Here is a 22,899-nt window from a genome sequence, read left to right as displayed (position 1 = left end):
GAGAAAAGCTCCGGGCCAGCCGGACGTCGAGCAAGTCACGTGGGCAGGAGATATCCGAGCGATGGCGTCCCAGAATAAATTGAATCCGATTCCGCATCCGCCGAAGAAGCCGGTCGTCGGCAACATGCTGTCGCTGGATTCAACGGCGCCGGTGCAGGATCTGGTGCGGAAGACCAAGGAGCTTGGGCCGATTTTCTGGCTCGACATGATGGGTCAGCCGCTGGTGATCGTCGGTGGATTCGATCTCGTCGATGAACTGAGCGACGAGAAGCGTTTTGACAAGGCGGTGCGCGGAGCGCTGCGCCGCGTGCGTTCGATTGGCGGCGACGGGCTGTTCACTGCCGACACCACCGAGCCGAACTGGGCCAAGGCGCACAACATCCTGCTGTCACCGTTCGGCGGCCGGGCGATGCAGTCGTACCACCCGATGATGGTCGACATCGCCGAACAGCTCGTCAAGAAATGGGAGCGGCTGAACGCCGACGACGAAATCGATGTCGTTCACGACATGACCGCGCTGACGCTCGATACCATCGGGCTCTGCGGTTTCGACTATCGCTTCAATTCGTTCTACCGGGAAGATTACCATCCGTTCGTCGGCGCGCTGGTGCGATCACTCGAAACGATCATGATGACGCGCGGTATCCCGCTTGAAGGGATATTCATGCGCGCGCGCCGCACCGATATGGCGGCTGACGTCGCGTTCATGAACAAGATGGTGGACGAAATCGTCGCCGAGCGCCGCAAGAACGCGGAAGCCGCAGCAGGCACCAAGGACATGCTGAACGCCATGATGACCGGCGTCGACAAGGTGACGGGCGAGCAGCTCGACGACGTCAACATCCGCTACCAGATCAATACCTTCCTGATCGCGGGTCACGAAACGACCAGCGGCCTCCTGTCGTGCGCGATCTATGCCATGCTCAAGAATCCGGAGGTGCTTCGCAAGGCTTACGAGGAAGTGGACCGCGTTCTCGGCGCCGATGTTGACGCCAAGCCGACCTTTCAGCAGGTCACGCAACTTCACTATATCTCGCAGATATTGAAGGAATCGCTGCGAATGTGGCCGCCAGCACCGGCTTACGGCGTCACGCCGCTGAAAGACGAGACCATCGGCGGCAAGTACAAGCTCAAGAAAGGCACCTTCGTCACGGTACTGGTGATGGCGCTGCATCGCGACCCATCGGTATGGGGACCGCACCCGGACGTGTTCGATCCGGAAAATTTCAGCCGTGAGGCGGAGAAGAAGCGGCCGCCCAACGCATGGAAGCCGTTCGGCAATGGCCAGCGCGCCTGCATCGGTCGTGGCTTTGCGATGCATGAAGCCGCGCTTGCGCTCGGCATGATCCTGCAGCGCTTCAAGCTGGTCGATCACGAGCGCTATCAGATGGTGCTGAAGGAAACGCTGACCATCAAGCCCGACGGTTTCAAGATCAAGGTTCGCGCGCGCTCGGACAAGGATCGCACCATCGTGGCGAACCGTCCGGGGTCTGCGGCGATTGTCGACAGCGCGGGCTCGGCGGCTCCGGCGCGGGTCCGGCCCGGCCATAACACACCGCTGCTTATTCTCTACGGATCTAATCTGGGAACGGCGGAAGATCTGGCTCACCGAGTCGCCGATCTTGCGGAGGTCAATGGGTTCGCCACCAAGCTCGCGCCGCTCGATGACTACGTCGGAAATCTGAGCGATCAGGGTGGCGTCATCATTTTCTGCGCGTCCTACAACGGTGCGCCACCGGACAACGCCACGCAGTTCGTCAAGTGGATCAGCGGCGATTTGCCGAAGGATGCCTTCAAGGGCGTCCGCTACGCGGTGTTCGGTTGCGGCAACAGCGACTGGCTGGCGACCTATCAGTCGATTCCGCGCATGATTGACGAGCGTCTTGCGGCGCATGGCGGAACAGCCGCGGTGGTGCGCGGCGAGGGCGATGCCCGCGACGATCTCGACGGGCAGTTCGAGAAATGGTTCACGTCGGTGCGCGAAATCGCGGTGAAGGAATTCGCGATCGATACGGGATTCACCCGCGAAGCGAACGATGAGCCGCTCTACAAGGTTGAGCCTGTCGCGCACAGCGCAGTCAATACCGTGGCGGCGTCCGGCGGTGCGGTCCCGGTCAAGCTTGTGGTCAATGACGAGTTGCAGAACAAGTCGGGCGAAAATGCCTCGACGCGCTCGACACGTCATATCGAGGTCGAACTGCCGGACAACATCACTTACCGTGTCGGCGACCACCTCAGCGTGGTGCCGCGCAATGCGCCTGCGCTGGTGGATGCGGTATCGCGGCGCTTCGGTTTCTTGCCGACGGATCAGGTGCGATTGCAGGTGGCCACCGGCCGCCGCGCGCAGCTTCCCGTCGACAACGCAGTGTCGGTCGGCCGCCTGCTCGGCGAATTCGTGGAGTTGCAGCAGATCGCAACCCGCAAGCAAATCCAGATCATGTCTGAGCACACCCGCTGCCCGATGACCAAACCGAAGCTGGAAGCGCTGACCGGCGACGATCCGGCCTCGAGCGAGCGTTACCGTTCGGAAATTCTGGCCAAGCGCAAGTCGGTCTACAACCTCATGGAGGAATTTCCGGCGTGCGAGCTGCCGTTCCATACCTATCTGGAAATGCTCTCGCTGCTGTCGCCGCGCTACTACTCGATCTCGTCCTCGCCAGCCGTAGCAGGGGCTTCGAAATGCAGCGTGACCGTCGGCGTCGTTGAGGCACCCTCGATCTCAGGGCAGGGCATCTACAAGGGCGTCTGCTCGAACTATCTCGCCAGCCGTCGCCCGGGCGATGTGGTGTATGCCGTCATTCGTGAAACCAAGGCCGGCTTCCGCCTGCCGGAGGATCCATCGACCCCTATCATCATGGTTGGCCCCGGTACGGGCCTGGCCCCGTTCCGCGGCTTTCTGCAGGAGCGGGCGGCGATGAAGGCCAGGGGCCAGTCGCTTGGTCCGTCGATGCTGTTCTTCGGCTGTCGCCATCCCGAGCAGGACTTCCTCTATGCCGATGAACTGAAGGGCTTTGCGGATCAGGGCATTACCGAACTGCACGTCGCGTTCTCGCGGGCCAGCACGCCGAAAAGCTATGTGCAGGATTTGATCGCGGCCCAGAAGGACAAGGTATGGAATCTGATCGAGGCAGGCGCCGTCATCTATGTCTGCGGCGACGGCGGCAAGATGGAGCCTGACGTCAAGCGCGTGCTGACCACGATCTACCGCGAGCGCTCCGGAGCCGATGAGGCCGCTGCCGCACAGTGGATCGACATGATGGGTACGCAGAACCGCTACGTACTCGATGTGTGGGCGGGGAGCTGAAGCGCGCTACTTCGCGCGCGCCTCCTGCGCATGCTCGGCAATTGCGCCGACGATCGTCGGCCACATCGGTATCGGCAGCGCATGACCCATGCCTTCGATCAGCAGCAGTTTCGCGCCGGGAATCGATGCGGCGGTGTCCTTGCCGGCTTCCATTCTCACGAGCGGATCGATCGTGCCGTGAATCACGAGTGTCGGCGCTTTCACTGATTTCAGCCGTTCGTTGCGGCTGCCCGACGCAAGGATCGCGCGCAGTTGCCGTCCAACGCCCGCGGGATTGAGCCCGCGCGCGTAGGTTCGCTCGGCGCGCTCGAGGTCCTTCGCCTCGTCGAGAGGAAAGCTGCCGCCGCGCAAGATCTTCCAAGTCTGGCCGAAGCGCGTGAGGTATTCTTCCTTGGTGGTCGGCGGAGGCGCGAGCAGCATTGCGGATGCTTCGCGGGTCGGCTGCGGCAGTCTCGGATTACCAGTCGATGACATGATCGATGTCAGAGACAGCACCCGGTCGGGATGCTGAATCGCGATCTCTTGCGCGATCATCCCGCCCATCGACGCGCCGACGATATGGGCCTTCCTGATGCCAAGCGTATCGAGCAGGCCGACGACATCGTTCGCCATGTCCCATAACTTGTAGGGCGCTTCCGGCGCGATCTTGAAGATCCGCAGTTTCAGCAGTTCCATCGGGCGAAGCGGCTTGCCGCCGGACATCCTGGTCGAGTGGCCGATGTCGCGGTTATCGAAGCGGATGACGCGGAAGCCGCGCCCAGCCAGGTCCCGGCAGAAGTCGTCGTCCCAGAGGATCATCTGGGCGCCGAGGCCCATGATGAGAACCAGCGGCTCCGCATCGGGCGCGCCGAAGATTTCGTAGCAAAGCTCGATCCCGTTGGCCTTCGCCATCTGCGGCGGCTGGTGTGGAAGTGCGTTCACGTCGGCATCCCTTGAAATGAATAAAGTTAATCCCCTATGGCATGGTTTTGCCGCTTGCAGAAGGCGGAGCGGCATCATGGCCGTTTTAAACCGCTGGTCGGTTGACCCCGGTCTCGCAACGGTATGGAATACAAAGAAAAAAGCGGGGCCCGGCGGGCACCCGTTAACGCTTCCGGAGGGCGCCTATGGCTGACAAACCGAACGACCCCGTGCAGGTGTGGCACACCATGCTTGCCGAAATGGAAAAAGGCTTCAATGCCATGGCCAACCAGGTCATGGGGTCGGAACAGTTCAGCAAGGTCACGCATCAGCTGACCGGCGCTTCAGTCGGCGCCCAGAAGACCGTCGGCGATCTCATGGAGCGCTATCTGGTCAGCATGAATTTGCCGAGCCGCGCGCAGATGGTCAGCATGGGCGAGCGGTTGCAGTCGATCGAAGGGCAGCTAAACGAGATCAGGGCGCTGCTCAACCGCGTGCATGCCGACGTCGCATCACAAGGCAATGGACTGGCTGCGCCGAAACCGCCGCGCACCAAGCAGCCTCCATCCGCCTCAGGCGGAGGCACGCCATGAATGCATCGGCAAATCCGGGCGCGCTCGCGGATATCGCGCAGGTCGGAGACCGCATACAGTCGGAAGTACAGCGCGCCATCCAGCGCAGCATCAAGGGCGTGGAGTACTTCGCGTCCTCCGGACCCGCATTGGGATCGACACCGAAAGACATTATCCTCTCCAAAGGCACGATGAATCTTTATCACTACCGGCCGCTGGCGGATGAGATCTATCGCATCCCCATTTTGATCGTCATGGCGACGACCAACCGCGGCTATATCCTCGACATGGTGCCGGGCCAGAGCTTTATCGAATTTCTTCTGAAGAAGGGCTTCGATGTCTACATGCTCGACTGGACTGCGCCGCGCCCCGAAGAAAAATCGCTGCGCATGGAAGACTACGTGCTCGGCTTCATTCCGGATTGCGTCAAGCGCGTGCAGGAAGATTCGGGCGAGACCGATGTGAATGTGATCGGCTATTGCTTCGGTGGCGTGTTGTCGCTGCTGTATGCATCGATCTTCCACGACGGCCCGGTGAAAAATCTGGTGTGCTTCACGACGCCGATCGATTTCCGCGAAATGAAGCTGTTCCAGAATTTCTCGGACCGGCGCTATTTCGACGTGGATCGATTGGTCGATGGTGTCGGCAACGTGCCGCCTGAAATGATCCTGTCGTCGTTCGAGATGCTGCGGCCCGCGTCGCGCGCCGTCGGGCAGATTCAGCTTTGGGAAAACATCTGGAACGACGAGTACGTTAAATCATTCCGCATGTTCGACCGGTGGGCCCAGGACACGCTGCCGCTGGCCGGCGAGTATTTCCGGCAGACCACCAAGGATCTGATGTGGGACAACAAACTCTATAACGGCACGATGACCGTGGGCGGACGTCTTGCGGACATTTCCAAAATCAAGGTGCCGGTGCTGCACGCGGTCGCCGAGCACGATCACATCGTGCCCTACGATGCCGCGAAGCATCTGATTTTGAAGATCGGATCGGCCGACAAGACCGAGGTCATCCTCAAGGGCGGCCACGTCAGCCTCGTCGCCGGTGCGAACGCCATCAAGCGTCTCTGGCCCAAACTCGATTCCTGGTTAAGTGAGCGATCCACATGAGCAAGACCGAAGAGCGTACCTATCCTCGCCGTGTCGCTACCGAAGGCGGTGAAATCGAATTTCGCCATATGACGGCGGCGGACGAAGCGGCTGTTCTTGCCTTCGCGCAGAAACTGCCGGTCCATGATCTGCTGTTCATTCCGCGCAACATCAGCGAGCCCAAGGTGCTGTCGGCCTGGATCAAGGAGATCGAGCGCGGCGGCATGACAAGCCTGCTGGCGGTAAAGGGCAGCACGGTGGTGGGTTGCGGCACCATCGTTCGTGACCTGCTGTCGTGGTCGCCCCATGTCGGTGAAATCCGCATGGTGGTGTCCAAGGAGGTCCGGGGCCTCGGGGTGGGGCGGGCGCTGTCTCAGGAAACCTTTGCGCTAGCACTGGGGGCTGGGCTGGAAAAGATCGTCGCCCAGATGACGGTCGATCAGACGGGCGCGATCGCCCTGTTTGAGAGCCTTGGCTTCAAGGCCGAAGCCCTTCTCCACGATCAGGTGAGGGATTTGTCGGGAAGAACCCATGACATCGTGGTGCTGGGGCACAACGTCTCCAAGGTCCGGGCTCAGCTTGAAGCTTATGGCGTGACCGGCGCCGTCAGCTAAGTTCTTTAAAAGACTACGATTTATTTCATCACGATCTCGTGATGACGCAATGCAACATTGATGTTGCATCGCGTCATAGACTTTGGCATAACAACCGTGCCCCGGGCCACACCGGACGGGGTGAGCCATTAGTCAAACCCTGAGGATGGAGACCACCATGACCAATTCTTTCAACACCGAATCCGTGCTGAACACCGTCAAGACCGCCTTCGCGCCTGTCACCGACGCGCTCAAGAATTTCCCGAACGTGGAAGTTCCTGAAGCTGCGCGTGAGTTCGTGAAGAAGGCTGCCGGCACCGCGAAGGATCGCGCCGCCGACCTCCACACCGGTTCGGAGAAGGTGACCTCGGCCATCGAGACCGCCGTTGCCGGTTCGGTCAGCGAGACAGCGAAGATCTCCCGCAACATCCAGCAGGCCGTTTACGACGACGCGCAGGCGCTGTTCGCCGGCATCGACAAGCTCGCTTCGGCGAAGACGCTGAACGAAGCCGTGACGATCCAGAGCGACCTGTTCCGCGCCCAGGGCGAAATCGTCATGGCCCGCGCCAAGGCGACCACCGAATACTTCGGCAAGCTGATCGCTGACGGTGCGAAGACCGCGCAGGACAACTTCTCGAAGGTCGCGGCGTCCGTTAAGTCGGCCTGATCGCCGCTTCCTGAGACCTGATTACAATTCGACGATCAAAGGCCCGCCTCGAGCGGGCCTTTGTTTGCCACCGCCTGCCTTTGACGAGGATCGGGTTCGCGGTGCAATGTCGGCGAATCGAGGTCAATCATGACTGACAAATTCGTGCTGATCGCGGATGCGGGCGACATCGCGCGCGCCGCCGAACTGCGCCGCGTCAAGACGCTCGCCACGCTCGTGCTCTTTGGATGTGTCGGCGTGCTCATCATTGCAAAAATGATGGAGCACGTGCATCCGGGATTCGGTTTTCTGGCCGCGTTCGCGGAAGCCGCGACCATCGGCGGCCTCGCGGACTGGTACGCCGTGGTTGCGCTGTTCCGGCGGCCGCTCGGCCTGCCGATTCCCCACACTGCCATCATCCAGCATAACCAGCACCGCATCGCCGAAAAGCTCGGCGAGTTCATAGAAGTCCATTTTTTAAGCCCTGTTCCGGTCGAAGCGAAACTGCGCGAGGTCGATTTCGCGCGCTTCATTTCCGATTGGCTGACCGATCCGAAGAAAAGCGCGGACCTCGCGCGCTTCGTCCTTCGTCTGCTGCCGGAGGCGTTGTCCGCCGCCGAGACGTCAGGCCTGAAGACGTTCGTCACGCGCCGCATCGTCACGCAATTGCAGAGCGTCGATCTCGCGCCGCTGGCCGCGGGAACGCTGCGCGGTTTCATCGCCGAGGGCCGCCACAAGGGAATGCTCGACGATCTCTTGCAGTCGCTGCATGAGACGCTCAACAAACCGGAGACGCTGGCGCTGCTGCGCGAGAAAATCCGCAACGAGTTGCCGACGCTGCTCAAGCTCTATCGTGCCGACAGGTTTTTGCTGAACAAGATCGCCGCTTCTGCAACCTCGTTCTTCGACGAGGTGCGCGCCGATCCGAAGCATCCGTTTCGCGATGAGGTCGATCGCATCCTGCTGACACTTCCCGAAAAACTTGCGAGCGACAAAACCTATGGCGACCGTCTCGACGGCCTGAAGCGCGATCTGCTCGCGCGGCCCGAACTGGCGTCGCTCGCGCGCGACATTTGGTCGAATGTGAAAACATTTATCGAGGCGAACGCGCGGGGCGAGAGCAACGTGCTTGCACAGCACCTGACCGATATGTTCGTGAAGGCGGGACAACAGCTCGCGGGCGACGCCGACATGCGCGGCGAGATCAACAAGGGCATCGTGGTCGTGCTGCGCAGCTTCATCGCGGATCAGAAGAGCGGCGTCTCGCGCTTCATTTCCGATCAGGTGAAGTCCTGGAACATGGATCAGCTCATCAACCTGATCGAGATCAATATCGGCAAGGATCTTCAGTACATCCGCTTCAACGGCGCGATGATCGGAGGGCTTGCGGGATTGGCCCTTCATAGCGCCGAAGTGCTGATAAAGGCCCTTTGAAATCGCTGAAGAATCCGGATGGCGATCTGGCGGCGAAGTGGTGACGAACCTGAGTCCGAAATGGCGAAATGGCGAAAATGCGAATCCGTGTCTAGAATGAAAAATTGATCGTTTGGTGCGTTGCAATATCGTCCCCGTGTGACCAGCTTTCCTAGACACGCCGGAAATTCGTGACCGGCGCGAATAAACGAAAAGGATTTTTCGAATGTCCGCTACTGCCCACGCGCTTCGCCCGCCGTCGCGCACGCTGATGTTTCTGGAAGCGCGCGCGATCAACGAGTTTGGCGCGTTCCTCGCCGCATTGCCGCTGCTGAGTCTTGCGCCGAAGGGAGACGGGCATTCGGTGCTGGTGCTGCCGGGCCTCGTCACAAGCGATACATCGACGCGTCCGCTGCGCTCGTTCCTCAAGACGCGCGGCTATGCCGTTCGCGGCTGGGGGCAGGGCCGCAATCTCGGTTTGCGTCCGGGCGTGCAGGATGGACTGGTCGATCGTCTCGTTGAAATGAACGAGACCAGCGGCCGCAAGGTCAGTCTCGTCGGCTGGAGTCTCGGCGGACTCTACGCGCGGCAGCTTGCGAAGATGATGCCGGATCGCGTGCGCTCTGTGATTACGCTCGGCAGTCCGTTCGCGGGCAGCCCGAAAGCAACGAACGCATGGCGTGTCTATGAAGCGGTGAGCGGACAGCGCGCCGACGACACCAAGCCGGACTTCGGCGGCGAGATGGCGACCACGCCACCGGTGCCGACCACGGCGATCTTCAGCCGCACCGACGGCATCTGCGCGTGGCAGGGCTGTATCGAGAAGAAGCCCGGTGCGCTGGTGGAGAACATCGAAGTGTCGGGCGCGAGCCATTGCGGCATGGGTCATCATCCCGCCATCGTCTACGCCGTCGCGGATCGCCTCGCGCAGAAGGAAGGCGAGTGGACGCCGTTCGATCGCGGCGGCTGGCGCGGTCTGGTGTATCCCGATCCGAGCCGCTGAACGGTTGACCTCGCTGGAGATGCCTGTCCCGGGAACTGCCTCTGCGCGGTCTCCCGAGGGACGTGCTTGTAGGTTCGCATAATCCTATCGGGGGCTGGCATTCATGCCGTGCGCTGATTATGTGCGCGTGGGCTGGTGGGCGTCTGCGCATCTTGATGCGCGGCACACATCGGGAGGAATGCCATGAAGCGCGTCTCTCTGATCGCTGCACTGTCGCTGATCATTCTGCTTCCGTTACCGGCTGCGGCTGCCGACAACCACACGGTTGTATCCCCGGACCGACTGAAATGGGGGGCGGCACCGCCGGCTTTCCCGAAAGGTGCGCAGATAGCCGTGCTGAGCGGTGATCCGTCGAAGGAAGGGTTTTATGTTGTTCGGGTGAAGCTGCCTGCCGGATACAAGGTGCCCCCGCATACACACCCGAACGATGAGAATGTCACAGTCCTCTCCGGGACGTTCAACATCGGAATGGGTGGCACGTTCGACGATAAAAATGGAAGTGCTCTCAAGGCTGGAGGTTTTGCGCGCGCTCCGAAAGGCATGCAGCACTATGCGTGGTTTACCGAGGACAGCATCATCCAGTTGCACGGGATGGGGCCTCAAGACATCATCTACGTCAACCCGGCTGATGATCCGCGCAAGAACAATTAGCAACTGAGGGGAAACGAGAGCCTGCGTCATGGTTTGCGCAATGACGGAGCTCAGGGGCTTGCGACGCCTCGCTCGCGATCACGAGCGAGGAACTGCTCTCAAGCCTTTTTCCCGCGCAGCTTTCCGACCACGCCGGTCGGGAAGAAATACACGCTGGCGATGAACAGCAGTCCGAGCCAGAGCAGCCAGCGGTCGGGATGCAGCAGATCCGGCAACACCGGAATGCCCGCGCCCGCGGTCGCCTTCGAGGCGGCGCCCATCAGCGCCTGCAAATAGTTCTGCGCAATTATGAAGATCGCAGCACCGACGATTGCGCCGTACATGGTGCCCATACCGCCGATCACCACCATCAGAAGAATGTCGATCATGATGGCGAAGGAGAGCGACGTGTCGGGCCCGGCGTAGCGCAGCCACAATGAATTCAGCACGCCTGCGGATGCCGCGACCAGTGCGGCCAGCACGTTGGCCCATGTCAGGTGAAACACGGTGCGATAGCCGAGCGCCTCGGCGCGGAAGCGGTTTTCGCGCACCGCTTGCAGCACGCGGCCGAACGGCGAATTCACAATTCTCAAGAGTGCAAGGATCATCGCCGCCGACGCGAAGAACACGATGTAATAGGTCAGGGTGCGGCCGTTGAACTCGAAGCCGAACGTGTCTTTCGAGATCAGAACCGTGCCGGGCCGCAGCAGGTCGGGCAACTGGAAGCTGCGCCCGTCGTCGCCGCCGGTCAGCCATGAGAGTTGTGACGCCAGCACCAGAAATGCCGATGCCACCGCGAGCGTGATCATCGCGAAGAAGATAGCCTGCACCCGCAGTGAGAACAGCCCGATGCCGAGCGCGAGCAGCGCCGCCAGCGGCAGGCCGATCACAATGCCCGTGGCGACCGCCGCCCATGTCGGCCCCATGCCGTAGAGCGCGATCGCGATGGCGTAACTGCCGATGCCGTAGAACATCGTATGCGCGAACGACACCGTGCCGGTGTAGCCGAGCAGCAGATCGTAGGACGCGACCAGCGCCGCGAAGATGCAGATTTTCGTGGCGACGTTCATCGCCTTGGCGCCGGGGAACAAGAACGGCGCGAGCGCGAGCAGCGTCACGATGACGATCAGGAGAAGGCTGAGAACGCGGCTGCGCGGTGGATCGCCGGAAAGAATCTTCATCGATTTGTCACCGGATAGAGTCCGCGCGGCCGCCACATCAAAATCGCGACCATCAGCAGGATGTTCGAGATCAGCGCCAGCTTCGGCACCAGGAAGCCGCCGTAGTTGGCGATCATCGCGACGAGTATCGCGCCGATGAAACAGCCGCCGATGGAGCCGAGGCCGCCGATGATGATGACAATGAACACCAGCACCATCAGGTCGCCGCCCATCGCGGCGTGAATTTCCTCGCGGTACAATCCCCACATGATGCCGCCGAGGCCGGCCAGTGCGGAGCCCGCCATGAATACGCCGAGGAATAACCTTTTGATGCGATAGCCGAGCGCTTCGACCATCTCGCGGTTCTCGACGCCGGCGCGGATCAGCAAGCCGATCTTGGTGCGGTTCAGCACCAGCAGGATGAAGCCGAACACGACGAGGCCGACGATCATCGCCAGCACGCGGTATTTGGCGATCGCGATGTCGCCGAAAATGAAGGAGCCGCGCAGCGACGACGGCAGCGGCAGCGGAATGCGCTCCGGTCCCCACAGCGCATAGAGCAATTGTTCGGCGACGATCAGCCCGCCCATGGTGATCAGGATCTGCTTGAGATGATTGCCGTAGACGGGGAGGATCAGCACGCGCTCGAACACAAGTCCGAGCGCGCCGGACACCGCCATCGACAGCAGGGCTGCGGGCGCGAGCGCCAGCAGATTGAGCCACAGCGAGTCGGCCTGCACGTATCCCGCCATCGGCACCAGCACCAGTGTCGCGACATAGGCGCCGACCGCGATGAACGCGCCGTGGCCGAAATTCAGAACGTCCATCAGGCCGAACACCAGCGTGAGGCCCGACGCCATGATGAAGATCATCATGCCCATGGCGAGGCTCGCCACCGTGAGCGTCACCCATGTGGAGGGTGATCCGATCAGCGGGATCATCACGACAGCGAGAATGACGGGCAGCAGCAGCGGAAGCCAGTCGCGCGCGGCCTTCGGGAGTGGATCGGTTACCGCAATATCGGTCATTGATGCGCCTCGAGGCTGAGGCCGAGCAGCTTTTCCTGCAAGGACGTATCCTTCGCGAGTTCGGCCATCGTACCGCGATGCACGATCTTGCCGTTGTCCATCACCAGCACGCTGTCGCCGATGTCCTGTGCGACGCGGAAGTTCTGCTCGACCAGCAGAATGGTCGCGCCACGTTTTTTCAGTTCCGCGAAACACTCGATCAGGTTGACGATGATGGCGGGGGCGAGGCCCTTGGTCGGCTCGTCGATCAGTAGCAGCTTGCGCGGCTCGACGATGGCGCGGGCGATGGACAGCATCTGCTTCTGTCCGCCGGAGAGCGATCCGGCGCGCGACAGCCAGAACCGCTTCAGCGCGGGGAAAAATCCGAAGATCCATTGCAGCCGCGCATCGTCGAGCGGACCTTCGCGCGCGGCAAGGATCAGGTTTTCCTTCACGGTCAGATCGGAAAACACCGACATGGATTCCGGCACGTAGCCGACGCCGAGGCTTGCGATGTCCGGCGTTGTCTTTTTCTCGGTGCGTTCGCCCGCGAGCGTGATCGTGCCGAAGGAGGGCGGCGACAACCCCATGATGGTGCGCAGGGTGGTGGTCTTGCCGGCACCATTGCGGCCGAGCAGCATGGTGATCTGGCCTTCCGGCACATTGAGATCGACGCCATGCAGGATGTGATACTGCGCGATGTGGGTGTGGACGCCGGTGAGGGTCAGCATGTCGCTCATGCGGCGGTCTTTCCGGGCGCGATGCCGAGATAGGCTTCCTGCACGATGGGCGAGGCGATCACCTCGGCGGGCTTGCCGTCGGCGACGAGCTGGCCGTTGTGCAAAACGATGATGCGATCGGCGAGCGAACGCACCACGTCCATCTTGTGTTCGACCAGCAGGATGATCTTGCTCTGATCCTGCTTCAGCCGCGCGATCAGGTCGAGCACCACCGGCACTTCATCGACGCTCATGCCCGCGGTCGGCTCGTCGAACATGAAGACCTTCGGCTCCAGCGCCATCATCAGCGCCACTTCGAGCTTGCGCTGATCGCCGTGGGAGAGCGCGGCCGCCGCCGCCGTGCGGCGATTGCCAAGCGCGATGGAATCGAGAATGGCGTCGGCGCGTTCGATCAGGTCGCGATGGTGCGTCCAGGTGCGGAACATGTCGTAATGCACGCCGGATGCCGCCTGCACCGCGAGGCGGACGTTTTCCTCGACGCTGAGATTCGGAAACAGATTGGTGAGCTGAAAGGCGCGGCCAAGGCCCTTGCGCGTGCGTAAGGGGGCTGTGAGGTGCGTGATGTCCTCGCCCGCGAGCAGCACATTGCCGGCGCTTGGGCGAAGCTGCCCGGAGATCAGGTTGAAGTAGGTGGTCTTGCCCGCGCCGTTCGGTCCGACAATGGCGGTGAGCTCACCGGGGCGAAACGTGCAACTCACTTTATTGACGGCGACATGGCCGCCGAAACGGATCGTCAGGTCGCGGGTTTCGAGGGTGAGGGGCATGGCGTTCGCTGTCAGAGATTTGATGCGAGTGGCTTCTTTTTCACCTCTCCCCGTTTACGGGGAGAGGTCGCGAGCGAAGCGAGCGGGTGAGGGGCTTTCTTTTGCAATCAGCCAGAAGCCCCTCACCCGGAGACTTCGCTGCGCTCAGTCTCCGACCTCTCCCCGCAGGCGGGGAGAGGTGAGAAGTTTTACCGCTTGTTCTTGATCGGGATGGTCATGTCCTCGATCTTCAGCTCGCGCACCAGTTCGTTGTCAGCCCAGGCGAGGTTCGGGTCCACCTTGACGCGGAAGTGATACATGCTTTGCAGCGCCTGATGGTCTTCCTTGCGGAACATCATCTTGCCCTTCGGCGTATCGAACTCCATGCCTTCCATCGCCGCGATCAGCTTCTCGGTGTCGGTGGATTTCGCCTTCTGCACGGCGGTGACCGCCGCCATGGCTGCCGCGAAACCGCCCGCGGTGAAGAAGTCCGGCGGCGCGTTGAAGCGCTTCTGGTGTTCGGCGACGAACCACTCGTTGATCGGGTTTTTCGGGATGCCGTAATAATAGTAGGTCGCGCCTTCCATGCCGGGCAGCCGCTTGTAGGCGGCGAGCGCAGGCAGGATGTTGCCGCCCGTCGAGATTTCGATGTTGTAGCGCTTCGGGTCCATGTCCTGGAGCTTGGTGAGCGGATCGCCGCCGCCGGCCCAGACCACCCAGATGATCTTGCGGCCGGGCTTGTCCTTCAGTGCGTCGAGCAGGCGCTGGCCGCCCGCGGTGAAGTCGGTGGTGGCGGCGGGCACATATTCTTCAGCCGCCAGTGTCGCGCCGGTTTTCGACAGCGCTTCCTTGAACGCGGCGATGCCGTCGCGGCCGAAGGCGTTGTCCTGCGCCAGCGTGGCGACGGTGACGCCCGCCTTGCCGATGGCGACCGCGTTGGAGATCGCGTCCTGCGACGAGTTACGTCCGGTGCGGAAGATGTAGCGATTCCACTTTTCGCCGGTGATGACGTCGGCAACCGCCGGCTCCACGATCAGCACCTTCTTGTTTTCCTCGGCGACCGGCAGCATGGCGAGCGCCGCGCCCGACGCCGTGGTGCCGATGGCGAGATCGACCTTGTCGTCCTGATAGGCTTCGGCGAGCGCCGCCTTGGCCAAATCGGGCTTGCCCTGATCGTCCTTGGTGATGAGGACGATCTTGCGGCCATCGACCGTCATGGTGTTCTTGGTGGCGTATTCAAAACCCATGCGCAGGCCGGTTTCGGTCTGCTTGGCGTAGGCTTCCAGCGGGCCTGTCTTGCCGTGGATCAGCGCGATCTTCAGGTCTTGCGCGGACGCGGGCAATGCCAGCGCGGCAGCCGTCAGGCCTGCAAAAATAGCAATCTTACGCATCGATGTCCTCCCATTGGTCTTGGGCAGGACCATACAGAGCCGGATTGGAATTACCAATTTTTTTGCTCGGGAAAGCTGGATTGCTTCGTCGCTGCGCTCCTCGCAATGTGGAGAAATGGCCGGACCCTTCGTCATTGCGGGCGGAGCGAAGCAATCCAGAGAACCAGGCCCCTTCGGGGCCGGAACGGCCGCAGCCTCCCATTCATGCAGCCTCCCATTAATAATGAGGCGGGGGCTCCGATGACGGTGCGGTGCCGGATTTCATCTCGGCGTCATCGAGCCGCTCGCGCAGGTGGAGCATCTCGCGGCTGAGCGCATCGATCTGCTTCCATTGCGCGGTGATGGTGGAGTTCAGGGTCTCGATGATCTCGTCGAGATAGGCGATGCGGATTTCCAGCGCATCGATCCGCTCCGGGGACGGTGAGGGCGATTTGGGCTCAGTCATCTGCTTGCTCAGTCATCGGCTTGCTCGGTCTGGGCTTGCTCGCTCATGTCGATCTCGGCCGCATCGGTGTGATCCTTGCCGTCGCCCGGCTTGGCGCGCTCCGACAGTCCGTGGCCGAGCGCAATGCGCTGGTCGAACACGAAACATTCGCCGCGCCACAGGCTCTGCGCCTCGGGAATCTCTTCCAGATATTTCAGGATGCCGCCCTTGAGATGATAGACCTCCTCGAAGCCCTGCGACAGCAGGTAGGAACTGGCCTTTTCGCAGCGGATGCCGCCGGTGCAGAACATCGCGACCTTCCTGTGCCTGTTCGGGTCGAGCGCGCGCGCGGCATAATCGGGAAACTCGCCGAAGCGGGTGATCTTCGGATCGACCGCGCCCTCGAAGGTGCCCATCTCGACCTCGAAGGCGTTGCGGGTGTCGAGCAGCAGCACGTCGTCCTGCGCAATCAGCTCGTTCCAGTCGGCGGCATCGACATAGACACCGACCTTGGCGTTGGGATCGGTGTCAGGATCGCCGAGCCGCACGATCTCTTTTTTCAGCCGGACTTTCATCCGGTTGAACGGCATGTCGGCGGCGTTCGAGAATTTCAGCTCAAGGTTGTCGAGGCGGCCGCCGAACAGCGCGCCGTTCTGCAACTGGTTCACCAGCGCGTCGATCGCGCCGTCGCGGCCGGCGACGGTGCCGTTAATGCCCTCGGCGGCGAGCAGGACGATGCCCCTGATGTCCAGCGCCACGCACATGTTGCGCAGCGGCTCCCTCAGGTTTTCAAAGTCCGGGAGTGCGACAAACTGATAGAAAGCGGCGACCTTGTACGACATGGCGGGGCTTATATCAGGAGCACGGCCGGAGGAGGAATCGGTATTCCGAGGGGGCTCGCCGCCGGTGCGAGGCGCGTTCGGGACAAGGCATTCCGACCGCCGCGGCTGAATTTCCTGAAAAAATTGCGGCATTTTGAGGCAATCCCGGGCGGCCGGTGATCGCCCACCGCCGGCCGGGCCATCCCGCCTTATTTTGGCGGGGCCGCCTCGCTATCGCAGGAAATCTGCTAGAAAAACCGGCCAGTTCCCTTATCGAATCGGATTGCCATTGTCCCACGGAAGTTCACACGATCCCGCCCCGGACGCCGCCGGCAAGAAATCCTTCAGCATCGCGTTCGGGCTCGAACGGATCGGGCTGATCGCGCTGCGCGCGCCGAAGGTGGCGGCCGCCGTTCTGCTGGCGCTGTGCGTGGTCGCGGTGTTCGGCATCCAGCGCATCAAGATCGACGATTCGCTGAGCCAGTTGTTCCGGTCCGACACGCCGGAATACAGGCAATATGAAGAAGTGACCAAGCGCTTCCCCTCCAGCGAGTACGACGTGTTGGTGGTTGTGGAAGGCAAATCGCTGCTGGAGCGCAATTCGCTCGAGAAGCTGCGCGACCTGGTCACCGATCTGCAACTGGTGGACGGCACCCGCGGCATCATCTCGCTGTTTTCTGCCCGGCAGCCGCCGGAAGGCGGACGGCTTCCCGCCGCGCTGTTTCCCGAAACGCTGCCCGAAGGCGCTGCCTACGACGCCTTCATCAAGCGGGTGAAGGAAAACGAGGTCATCAAGGGCAAGCTGTTGTCCGAGGACGGCACGCTGGCGCTGATCGTGCTGGCGCTGGACCCCGCGATTGTCGGCGATAAGGGCCTCAAAACCACCATCGGCGAAGTCCGCAAGATCATGACGGACGATCTGGAGGGGACGGGCCTCAACAGCCAGTTGTCCGGCGTGCCGGTGATGCAGCTTGAAATCCGCAACGCGGTCGAACGTGACGGGCTGACCTACAACATCGCCGGCATTCTCGCCGGCTGCATCATTGCGATCATCTTCTTCCGCCGCGTCTCCTTCATGATCGTGGCGGCATTCCCGCCGCTGCTGGCGATCCTGCTGTCGATCGGCACGCTGGGGTGGCTCGGTTTCAGCCTCAACATGTTCCTGAACGTGATGACGCCGCTCATCATGGTCATCAGTTTCGCGGACTCGATGCAGCTGACGTTTGCCGCGCGCGACAGGCTGATTGCGGGTGAAGACAAATACACCGCCTTCCGCAACGCCGTGCTGGTCGTCGGACCGGCCTGCGTGCTGACCCACGGCACTGCGGCGCTGTCGTTCCTTGCATTGCAGCTTTCGGACTCCGATCTGATCCGCACCTTCGGCGAGGCCGGATTGATGGCGACGATCATCGCGCTGATCGCGGTGCTGTCGCTGGTGCCGGTGTTCGGCGTGCTGCTGGTGCGCAAGGAAAATCTGCTCGCCACCAAGGTGAAGGGCGCGGACAGGGGCGTCGAGGCGCTGCGCGCGTTCTGCCGCTGGATCGCGGTGCGGATGGTTGGCCGTCCCGGCCTGTTCAGCCTGATCGCGCTGCTCGTGGTGATTGGCCTCGGCATCATTTACGCCAGCCTCGAGCCTCGCTACCGGCTGGCCGACCAGGTGCCGGACAAGCAGCAGGCGGTTGAAGCCTCATCCCGTCTCGATGCCAAGCTCACCGGCGCCAATCCGATCGACGTGCTGATCGAATTCCCCAAAGGCAAGTCGCTCTACGACAAGGACACGCTGGATACCATCGCAGCGGTCCATACGATCATCGAGAAGCAGGCTGGCGTGGGCAACGTCTGGTCGCTTGAGACCTTGCGGCGCTGGCTTGCCGAAAAGGCGGGCCGTTCCGACGTCGCGATCCTGAAGGAATATGTCGACGTGCTGCCGAAATATCTGTCGCGGCGGTTCATCTCGGAAAATCAGGACGCCGTCGTGGTGTCGGGCCGCGTGCCCGATCTGGACTCAAGCCAGATCCTGCCGACGGTCGAGAAGCTCGATGCCGCGATGGGCGTGGTTCGCACCGCACATCCGGGCTACCAGATCGCGGTCACGGGTCTCTCCGCCATCGCCGCCCGCAATAGCGCGGCCATGATCGGCAAGCTCAACCACGGCCTCACCATCGAATTCATTCTGGTCGCGGCTTTCATCGGTCTGGCGTTCCGTTCGGTGGTGGTCATGTTCGCCAGCATCCTGCCGGGTATTTTCCCGGTGGTGTTGTCGGGCACGGTGCTGTGGTTCATGGGGGAGGGGCTGCAATTCGCCAGCGTGGTCGCGCTCACCGTGTCGTTCGGACTGGGATTGAGCGCGACGATCCATTTCCTCAACCGTCTGCGGCTGGAAGAAAAACCGGGCGTGGATGAGGCGCAGGCGGTCGAACGCGCCACCGTGCTGGTGGGACCGGCGCTGATCCTGACCACGGTGGTGCTGGCCTGCGGGCTGGTCGTGACGGTGTTCTCCGACCTGCCGTCGCTGCGGCTGTTCGGATGGCTCAGCGCCTTCTCGATGATCGCCGCCCTGATCGCCGATCTCTTCATCCTGCGGCCGACGGCGATGTGGCTCATCAGCACATCTCACCGCATCAAGGCGGCGTGGGCCGGCAAGCCCAAGCCTGCAAATTAGAGCCTGCAAATTAGAGCCTGCACGCTGAAGCTTTTGATTCTGTCAGAATCAGGCATGCCGATGCCGTGCCGTGAGACGTGACAAACTGCCCATGGGAGCGACACCCCCGCTGGTATCCGCACTTTCCGATTGAGCGGAACCCGATTAGACTTTGCATGATTGTGGGGCTGATTTTGGAAGTCATTGCGAACGTCGTGATCACGAATGCCGTGATTGTGAATGTCGTGATCGCGAACATCTCGGCCAAAAATTCAGAATGATTTTCCAGCGCGCAGCAAAGCGTGCGGCGGATTTTGACTTGTTGATTTTCGGGGCACTGCGAATGTCCAGCAAGAATGCGAACGCGGCGAAGCCGTCGCCTGCGCTGCGGAAGGGGCTTTTGGCCTCGACTGCTGCTGCCGCCGTGCTGATGGTCAGCGAAGCGGCCCGCGCCGCCTGCGATCCCGCCGCCGCCGACAACGTCACCGCAACCTGCACCGGCACCACCATCAATCAGGGCACTGGCGCTCCCGGCACCAGCCTTGACGTCAACGGCTACGGCAACTTCCTCCTCGACAATCTCAATGTCACGATCATGTCCGGGGCAAGGGTCGCCGGATTCAACGCCGGCATCGGCGCCAACACGGCCACCGTCGCCAATTCCGGCACCGTCACCGGAGACTCCTCCGGCATCTATGCCGCCAACACCGTCATCGTGACCAATTCCGGCACCATCGCAGGAGCAAACCTCTACGGCATCCTTGCCGGCACAGCCAATGTGACCAACTCCGGCGCGATCACCGGCGGCGATTACGGCATCCGGGCCAGCACAGCCAATGTGATCAATTCCGGCACTATCACGGGAGCAGACTTCGCCGGCATCCATGTCAACGACACAGCCACCGTGACCAATTCCGGCTTCATCACCGGCGGCGACAACGGCATCCGTGCCAGCACGGTTGATGTGACCAATTCCGGCACCATCACGGGGACAGACTTCTACGGCATTTATGCCGTCAACACAGCCACCGTGACCAACTCCGGCCTCATCGCCGGCGGCGACTACGGCATCTGGGCCAGCACGGCCACCGTCGCCAATTCCGGCACCGTCACCGGCGGCACCCGCGGCATAAGTGCCCTTGTCACAGCCAATGTCATCAACTCAGGCAGCATCACCGGCGGCAACTACGGCATCGTTGCCAACACAGCCAATGTAACCAACTCCGGCACCATCACCGGCGGCGATTATGGCATCCGGGCCGATACAGCCAATGTGACCAACTCCGGCACCATCACGGGAGCAGACTTCTCCGGCGTCAATACCGACAACACAGCCACCGTGACCAACTCCGGCTCCATCACCGGCAGCGACTACGGCATCCGGGCCAGCACAGCCAATGTAACCAATTCCGGCACAATCATCGGGGGTGGCCGCGGCATCAATGCCGACACGGCCACCGTCGCCAATTCCGGCACCGTCAGCGGGGGCTTCTTCGGCATCTATGCCACCACCCTCACTGTGACCAATTCCGGCACCATCACAGGAGCAAGCCTCTATGGCATCGCTACCAGCACAGCCGATGTGACCAACTCCGGCACCATTACCGGCGGCAGCTACGGCATCCTTGCCGGCACAGCCAATGTGACCAATTCCGGCACCATCAACGGGGGCAACAATTCCGGCATCCGGGCCACCACAGCCAATGTGGCCAATTTCGGCTCCATCACCGGGAGCGCCAACGGCGTCAGCCTCATCACCACCGGCAACATCATCAATTCCGGCACCATCGCCGGTATGAGCGGCACGGCGATCTGGTTCAACACCAATGGCACAGCCGCCTCCGACAGCCTCACCATCCTTCCCGGTGCGCGCTTCGGCGGGCTGGTGAACTTTGGCGGCGGCGGCGACAAGGTGAATTTCGGACCTGGAAGCTGGATTCTCAACACGGCGAACTTCGACGCCGCGCGCTCTACCGTTACCACGTCGGGCAATCCGTATGTCGTGACACCGAACCAGATCATTGTCGCCGATCTCTCCGGCTTCGGCGCCATGAACCGCGCCGTGATGGACATCACCGGCTGGATCGCGTCGGTGCTGCCCGACACGCCGGTGTTCGAACCGGCATCGGGCGGTGCGGCCAATGCCTTTGCTGCGATCGAGGCGGCGGCTCCCCGTTTTGACCACGCCTTTGGTACCGTGTCCGAAGCCATGGTCGTCGGAGCAATGGCGTTCGCGCCGACAACACCGGTGTTCAGGGGCAGCGCTGTCACCGACCGCGACGGCAACAGCGTCTGGGCCAAGGGCTTTGGCGGACGGCGCGAGCAGGCGACGAACGGCAGTTTCATCGGCGGCGTGACGGTCGGTTACGGCGGCGCCATCGGCTATGACCGGCAGATCACGCCCGATACAAAGCTCGGCGGTTTCATCGGCGGCAGCACCAACGAGACCCGACTCGACCTCAATGCCGGCCGGACCGACACCGACACGCTGTTCGGCGGGCTCTACAGCCGCAGCATGTTCGGCGCGAGCTTCCTTGATCTCGCGTTGATCGGCGGCAAGCTGAACAACGAGTCGAAGCGCAACATCGGCGGCGGGCTGGCGCTGGAGACCGCCAGCGCCACCTATGACGGCTGGTTCGTCAATCCCTCGCTCGCGCTCGGCCATCGCTTCGCGTTCGATCACGGCGTCATGGTCACGCCCGCGCTGAAAGTGCGCTACGTCGCCGCGCAGTTCGGCGGCTACACCGAGACCGGCTCCAGCGCCAATCTCGCAGTCGGCGACCGCAACATGCAGGCGTTCGAGGAACGTGCGGAGGTGACGTTGGCCAACGCCCATACATTCAGCAACGGCAGCCGCCTCGGCGTTCGCGTGACCGGCGGCCTGCTGGCGCAGCAGCGCACGGGCGACGCCACCGTCAACATCGCGCTGGTCGGGCAGAACTTTATCGCCGCGACGCCGGACAAGCAGAACGTGTTCGGCCTCTATGGCGGCGCGGGTCTGGACTGGCAGATCGGGCGCATGGCGCTGTTCGCTGCCGGTGAAGTCGCCGGCATGAACGACAATGTCACGTCCTTCACCGGCAAGGGCGGCGTGCGCGTCGTCTGGTAGCGGCGGCCCTTATGGTTGTCGCCGCGCGGGTTGCCGATCTCTTCATCCTGCCGAGCTCCAGCCAACGAAACGGGCCCGCCGATAGATCATCGGCGGGCCCGTTTTTGTCAGAATTGGACGGTTTAGTTGCTCCGCGACAGGCTGATCGTCACGCCGCGCAACTCGCCCTTGGAGCTGATATTGACCGACTGCTTGTTGCCACGGGTCGTGACATTGAAGCTGGCGGCATAGCCATTGGTCTGGACCAGCGCGCTGACTTGCCCATTCGCGATGCTGCCTTCGACGGTGCCGTTGACGCCGCGGCTGGCTTCGCTCCAGGAGCCGGTGATGTTGCTACCCTTGGCGGCGATGTCGCTGGTCAGTTCGAACTTGTAGCTGTCGCTGGCGCAGCGAAGCACCTGATGGAGCGTGTTGCCGCTGCCGTCGACGGAATAAGTGCCACGGCAACGGATGCGCTCCGTGCCACCCTCCGCGATCGTGATGGTGCCGTTGCCGGACCAATTGCCTGCATAATTGGCAAACGGAGAATCGGCATGTGCGAGTCCCGGTGTCAGAACGAGAGCAGCGGCCACGGCGGCATTGCGGAAATTACGGTAATTAAAAGTCGCGGGGAAAGACATCTGTAAACACCATCGTTTTGCGGTCGATATGTATGTGTCGCTCATAACACGGTTTGGTTCACGGGAATATGTGGCGCACTGCACCAAAACG

At 62.0% G+C, this 22,899-nt stretch carries 19 protein-coding genes; 10 read left to right on the top strand and 9 right to left on the bottom strand.

What is annotated here, in order from left to right; all coding sequences use genetic code 11:
* The first annotated feature begins 61 nt into the window (after positions 1 to 61).
* Positions 62 to 3,304 (top strand): bifunctional cytochrome P450/NADPH--P450 reductase, encoded by a 3,243-nt coding sequence (locus AC1RKJ_RS21040; RefSeq protein ID WP_492793064.1) that lies wholly within the window; start codon positions 62 to 64, stop codon positions 3,302 to 3,304.
* Positions 3,305 to 3,310: 6 nt separating this feature from the next.
* Here AC1RKJ_RS21040 and AC1RKJ_RS21035 read toward each other — a convergent pair whose 3' ends face one another.
* Positions 3,311 to 4,195: an alpha/beta fold hydrolase gene (locus AC1RKJ_RS21035; RefSeq protein WP_492793247.1), complete on the bottom strand. Its 885-nt coding sequence runs from the start codon at positions 4,193 to 4,195 to the stop codon at positions 3,311 to 3,313.
* Between the two features lie 215 nt (positions 4,196 to 4,410).
* Here AC1RKJ_RS21035 and AC1RKJ_RS21030 point away from each other — a divergent pair, with 215 nt between their 5' ends.
* The 7 genes from AC1RKJ_RS21030 (at position 4,411) to AC1RKJ_RS21000 (ending at position 10,173) form a co-directional block, all read left to right on the top strand.
* Positions 4,411 to 4,797 carry a hypothetical protein gene (locus tag AC1RKJ_RS21030; protein ID WP_492793063.1) on the top strand — a complete coding sequence of 129 codons (387 nt, stop codon included), beginning with the start codon at positions 4,411 to 4,413 and terminating at the stop codon, positions 4,795 to 4,797.
* A complete protein-coding gene (locus AC1RKJ_RS21025; protein ID WP_492793062.1) occupies positions 4,794 to 5,888 on the top strand; it encodes a PHA/PHB synthase family protein in 1,095 nt (364 codons plus the stop codon). Before AC1RKJ_RS21030 ends, AC1RKJ_RS21025 begins: the two co-directional genes overlap by 4 nt.
* Complete coding sequence (locus AC1RKJ_RS21020) at positions 5,885 to 6,481, top strand: GNAT family N-acetyltransferase (RefSeq protein WP_492793061.1); 597 nt, start codon at positions 5,885 to 5,887, stop codon at positions 6,479 to 6,481. The genes AC1RKJ_RS21025 and AC1RKJ_RS21020 overlap by 4 nt, the downstream gene beginning before the upstream one ends.
* A gap of 157 nt (positions 6,482 to 6,638) precedes the next feature.
* Positions 6,639 to 7,127 (top strand): phasin family protein, encoded by a 489-nt coding sequence (locus tag AC1RKJ_RS21015; RefSeq protein ID WP_492793060.1) that lies wholly within the window; start codon positions 6,639 to 6,641, stop codon positions 7,125 to 7,127.
* Positions 7,128 to 7,256: 129 nt separating this feature from the next.
* Positions 7,257 to 8,540: a DUF445 domain-containing protein gene (locus tag AC1RKJ_RS21010; RefSeq protein WP_492793059.1), complete on the top strand. Its 1,284-nt coding sequence runs from the start codon at positions 7,257 to 7,259 to the stop codon at positions 8,538 to 8,540.
* Positions 8,541 to 8,745: 205 nt separating this feature from the next.
* On the top strand, positions 8,746 to 9,522 hold the full coding sequence (locus AC1RKJ_RS21005) for an alpha/beta hydrolase (protein ID WP_492793058.1): 777 nt from the start codon (positions 8,746 to 8,748) through the stop codon (positions 9,520 to 9,522).
* A 183-nt stretch (positions 9,523 to 9,705) separates the two neighbouring features.
* The gene (locus AC1RKJ_RS21000; RefSeq protein WP_492793057.1) at positions 9,706 to 10,173 is read left to right on the top strand and encodes a cupin domain-containing protein; all 468 of its coding nucleotides are present in this window, start codon (positions 9,706 to 9,708) and stop codon (positions 10,171 to 10,173) included.
* A gap of 98 nt (positions 10,174 to 10,271) precedes the next feature.
* Here the strand turns inward: AC1RKJ_RS21000 and AC1RKJ_RS20995 are convergent, their stop codons facing one another.
* The 7 genes from AC1RKJ_RS20995 to trhO all read right to left on the bottom strand — a co-directional run bounded on the left by AC1RKJ_RS20995 (position 10,272) and on the right by trhO (position 16,459).
* The gene (locus AC1RKJ_RS20995) at positions 10,272 to 11,333 is read right to left on the bottom strand and encodes a branched-chain amino acid ABC transporter permease (RefSeq protein WP_492793056.1); all 1,062 of its coding nucleotides are present in this window, start codon (positions 11,331 to 11,333) and stop codon (positions 10,272 to 10,274) included.
* Positions 11,330 to 12,340, bottom strand: coding sequence for a branched-chain amino acid ABC transporter permease (locus tag AC1RKJ_RS20990; RefSeq protein WP_492793055.1), 1,011 nt, complete (start codon positions 12,338 to 12,340; stop codon positions 11,330 to 11,332). Before AC1RKJ_RS20990 ends, AC1RKJ_RS20995 begins: the two co-directional genes overlap by 4 nt.
* Entirely contained in the window at positions 12,337 to 13,059 is a 723-nt protein-coding gene (locus AC1RKJ_RS20985) for an ABC transporter ATP-binding protein (RefSeq protein WP_492793054.1), read from the bottom strand. Before AC1RKJ_RS20985 ends, AC1RKJ_RS20990 begins: the two co-directional genes overlap by 4 nt.
* Positions 13,056 to 13,823: an ABC transporter ATP-binding protein gene (locus AC1RKJ_RS20980; protein WP_492793053.1), complete on the bottom strand. Its 768-nt coding sequence runs from the start codon at positions 13,821 to 13,823 to the stop codon at positions 13,056 to 13,058. The genes AC1RKJ_RS20985 and AC1RKJ_RS20980 overlap by 4 nt, the downstream gene beginning before the upstream one ends.
* A 188-nt stretch (positions 13,824 to 14,011) precedes the next feature.
* Positions 14,012 to 15,193, bottom strand: coding sequence for a substrate-binding domain-containing protein (locus tag AC1RKJ_RS20975; protein ID WP_492793052.1), 1,182 nt, complete (start codon positions 15,191 to 15,193; stop codon positions 14,012 to 14,014).
* Positions 15,194 to 15,410: 217 nt separating this feature from the next.
* Positions 15,411 to 15,638 (bottom strand): SlyX family protein, encoded by a 228-nt coding sequence (locus tag AC1RKJ_RS20970; RefSeq protein WP_492793051.1) that lies wholly within the window; start codon positions 15,636 to 15,638, stop codon positions 15,411 to 15,413.
* 8 nt (positions 15,639 to 15,646) lie between these two features.
* Complete coding sequence (gene trhO, locus AC1RKJ_RS20965) at positions 15,647 to 16,459, bottom strand: oxygen-dependent tRNA uridine(34) hydroxylase TrhO (protein ID WP_492793050.1); 813 nt, start codon at positions 16,457 to 16,459, stop codon at positions 15,647 to 15,649.
* Between the two features lie 268 nt (positions 16,460 to 16,727).
* Here trhO and AC1RKJ_RS20960 point away from each other — a divergent pair, with 268 nt between their 5' ends.
* Together AC1RKJ_RS20960 and AC1RKJ_RS20955 are read left to right on the top strand one after the other, a co-directional pair.
* Entirely contained in the window at positions 16,728 to 19,100 is a 2,373-nt protein-coding gene (locus AC1RKJ_RS20960; RefSeq protein WP_492793049.1) for an efflux RND transporter permease subunit, read from the top strand.
* 322 nt (positions 19,101 to 19,422) lie between these two features.
* Positions 19,423 to 22,188 (top strand): autotransporter outer membrane beta-barrel domain-containing protein, encoded by a 2,766-nt coding sequence (locus AC1RKJ_RS20955; RefSeq protein WP_492793048.1) that lies wholly within the window; start codon positions 19,423 to 19,425, stop codon positions 22,186 to 22,188.
* Between the two features lie 122 nt (positions 22,189 to 22,310).
* Here the strand turns inward: AC1RKJ_RS20955 and AC1RKJ_RS20950 are convergent, their stop codons facing one another.
* Positions 22,311 to 22,808 (bottom strand): hypothetical protein, encoded by a 498-nt coding sequence (locus AC1RKJ_RS20950; protein WP_492793047.1) that lies wholly within the window; start codon positions 22,806 to 22,808, stop codon positions 22,311 to 22,313.
* Positions 22,809 to 22,899: the final 91 nt, after the last annotated feature.

The sequence above is a fragment of the Afipia sp. GW822-FHT04G07 genome (genome assembly GCF_058800765.1).
Note: the sequence above shows the minus strand (reverse complement) of the source record. Positions and strands in the feature narration are given on the sequence as shown.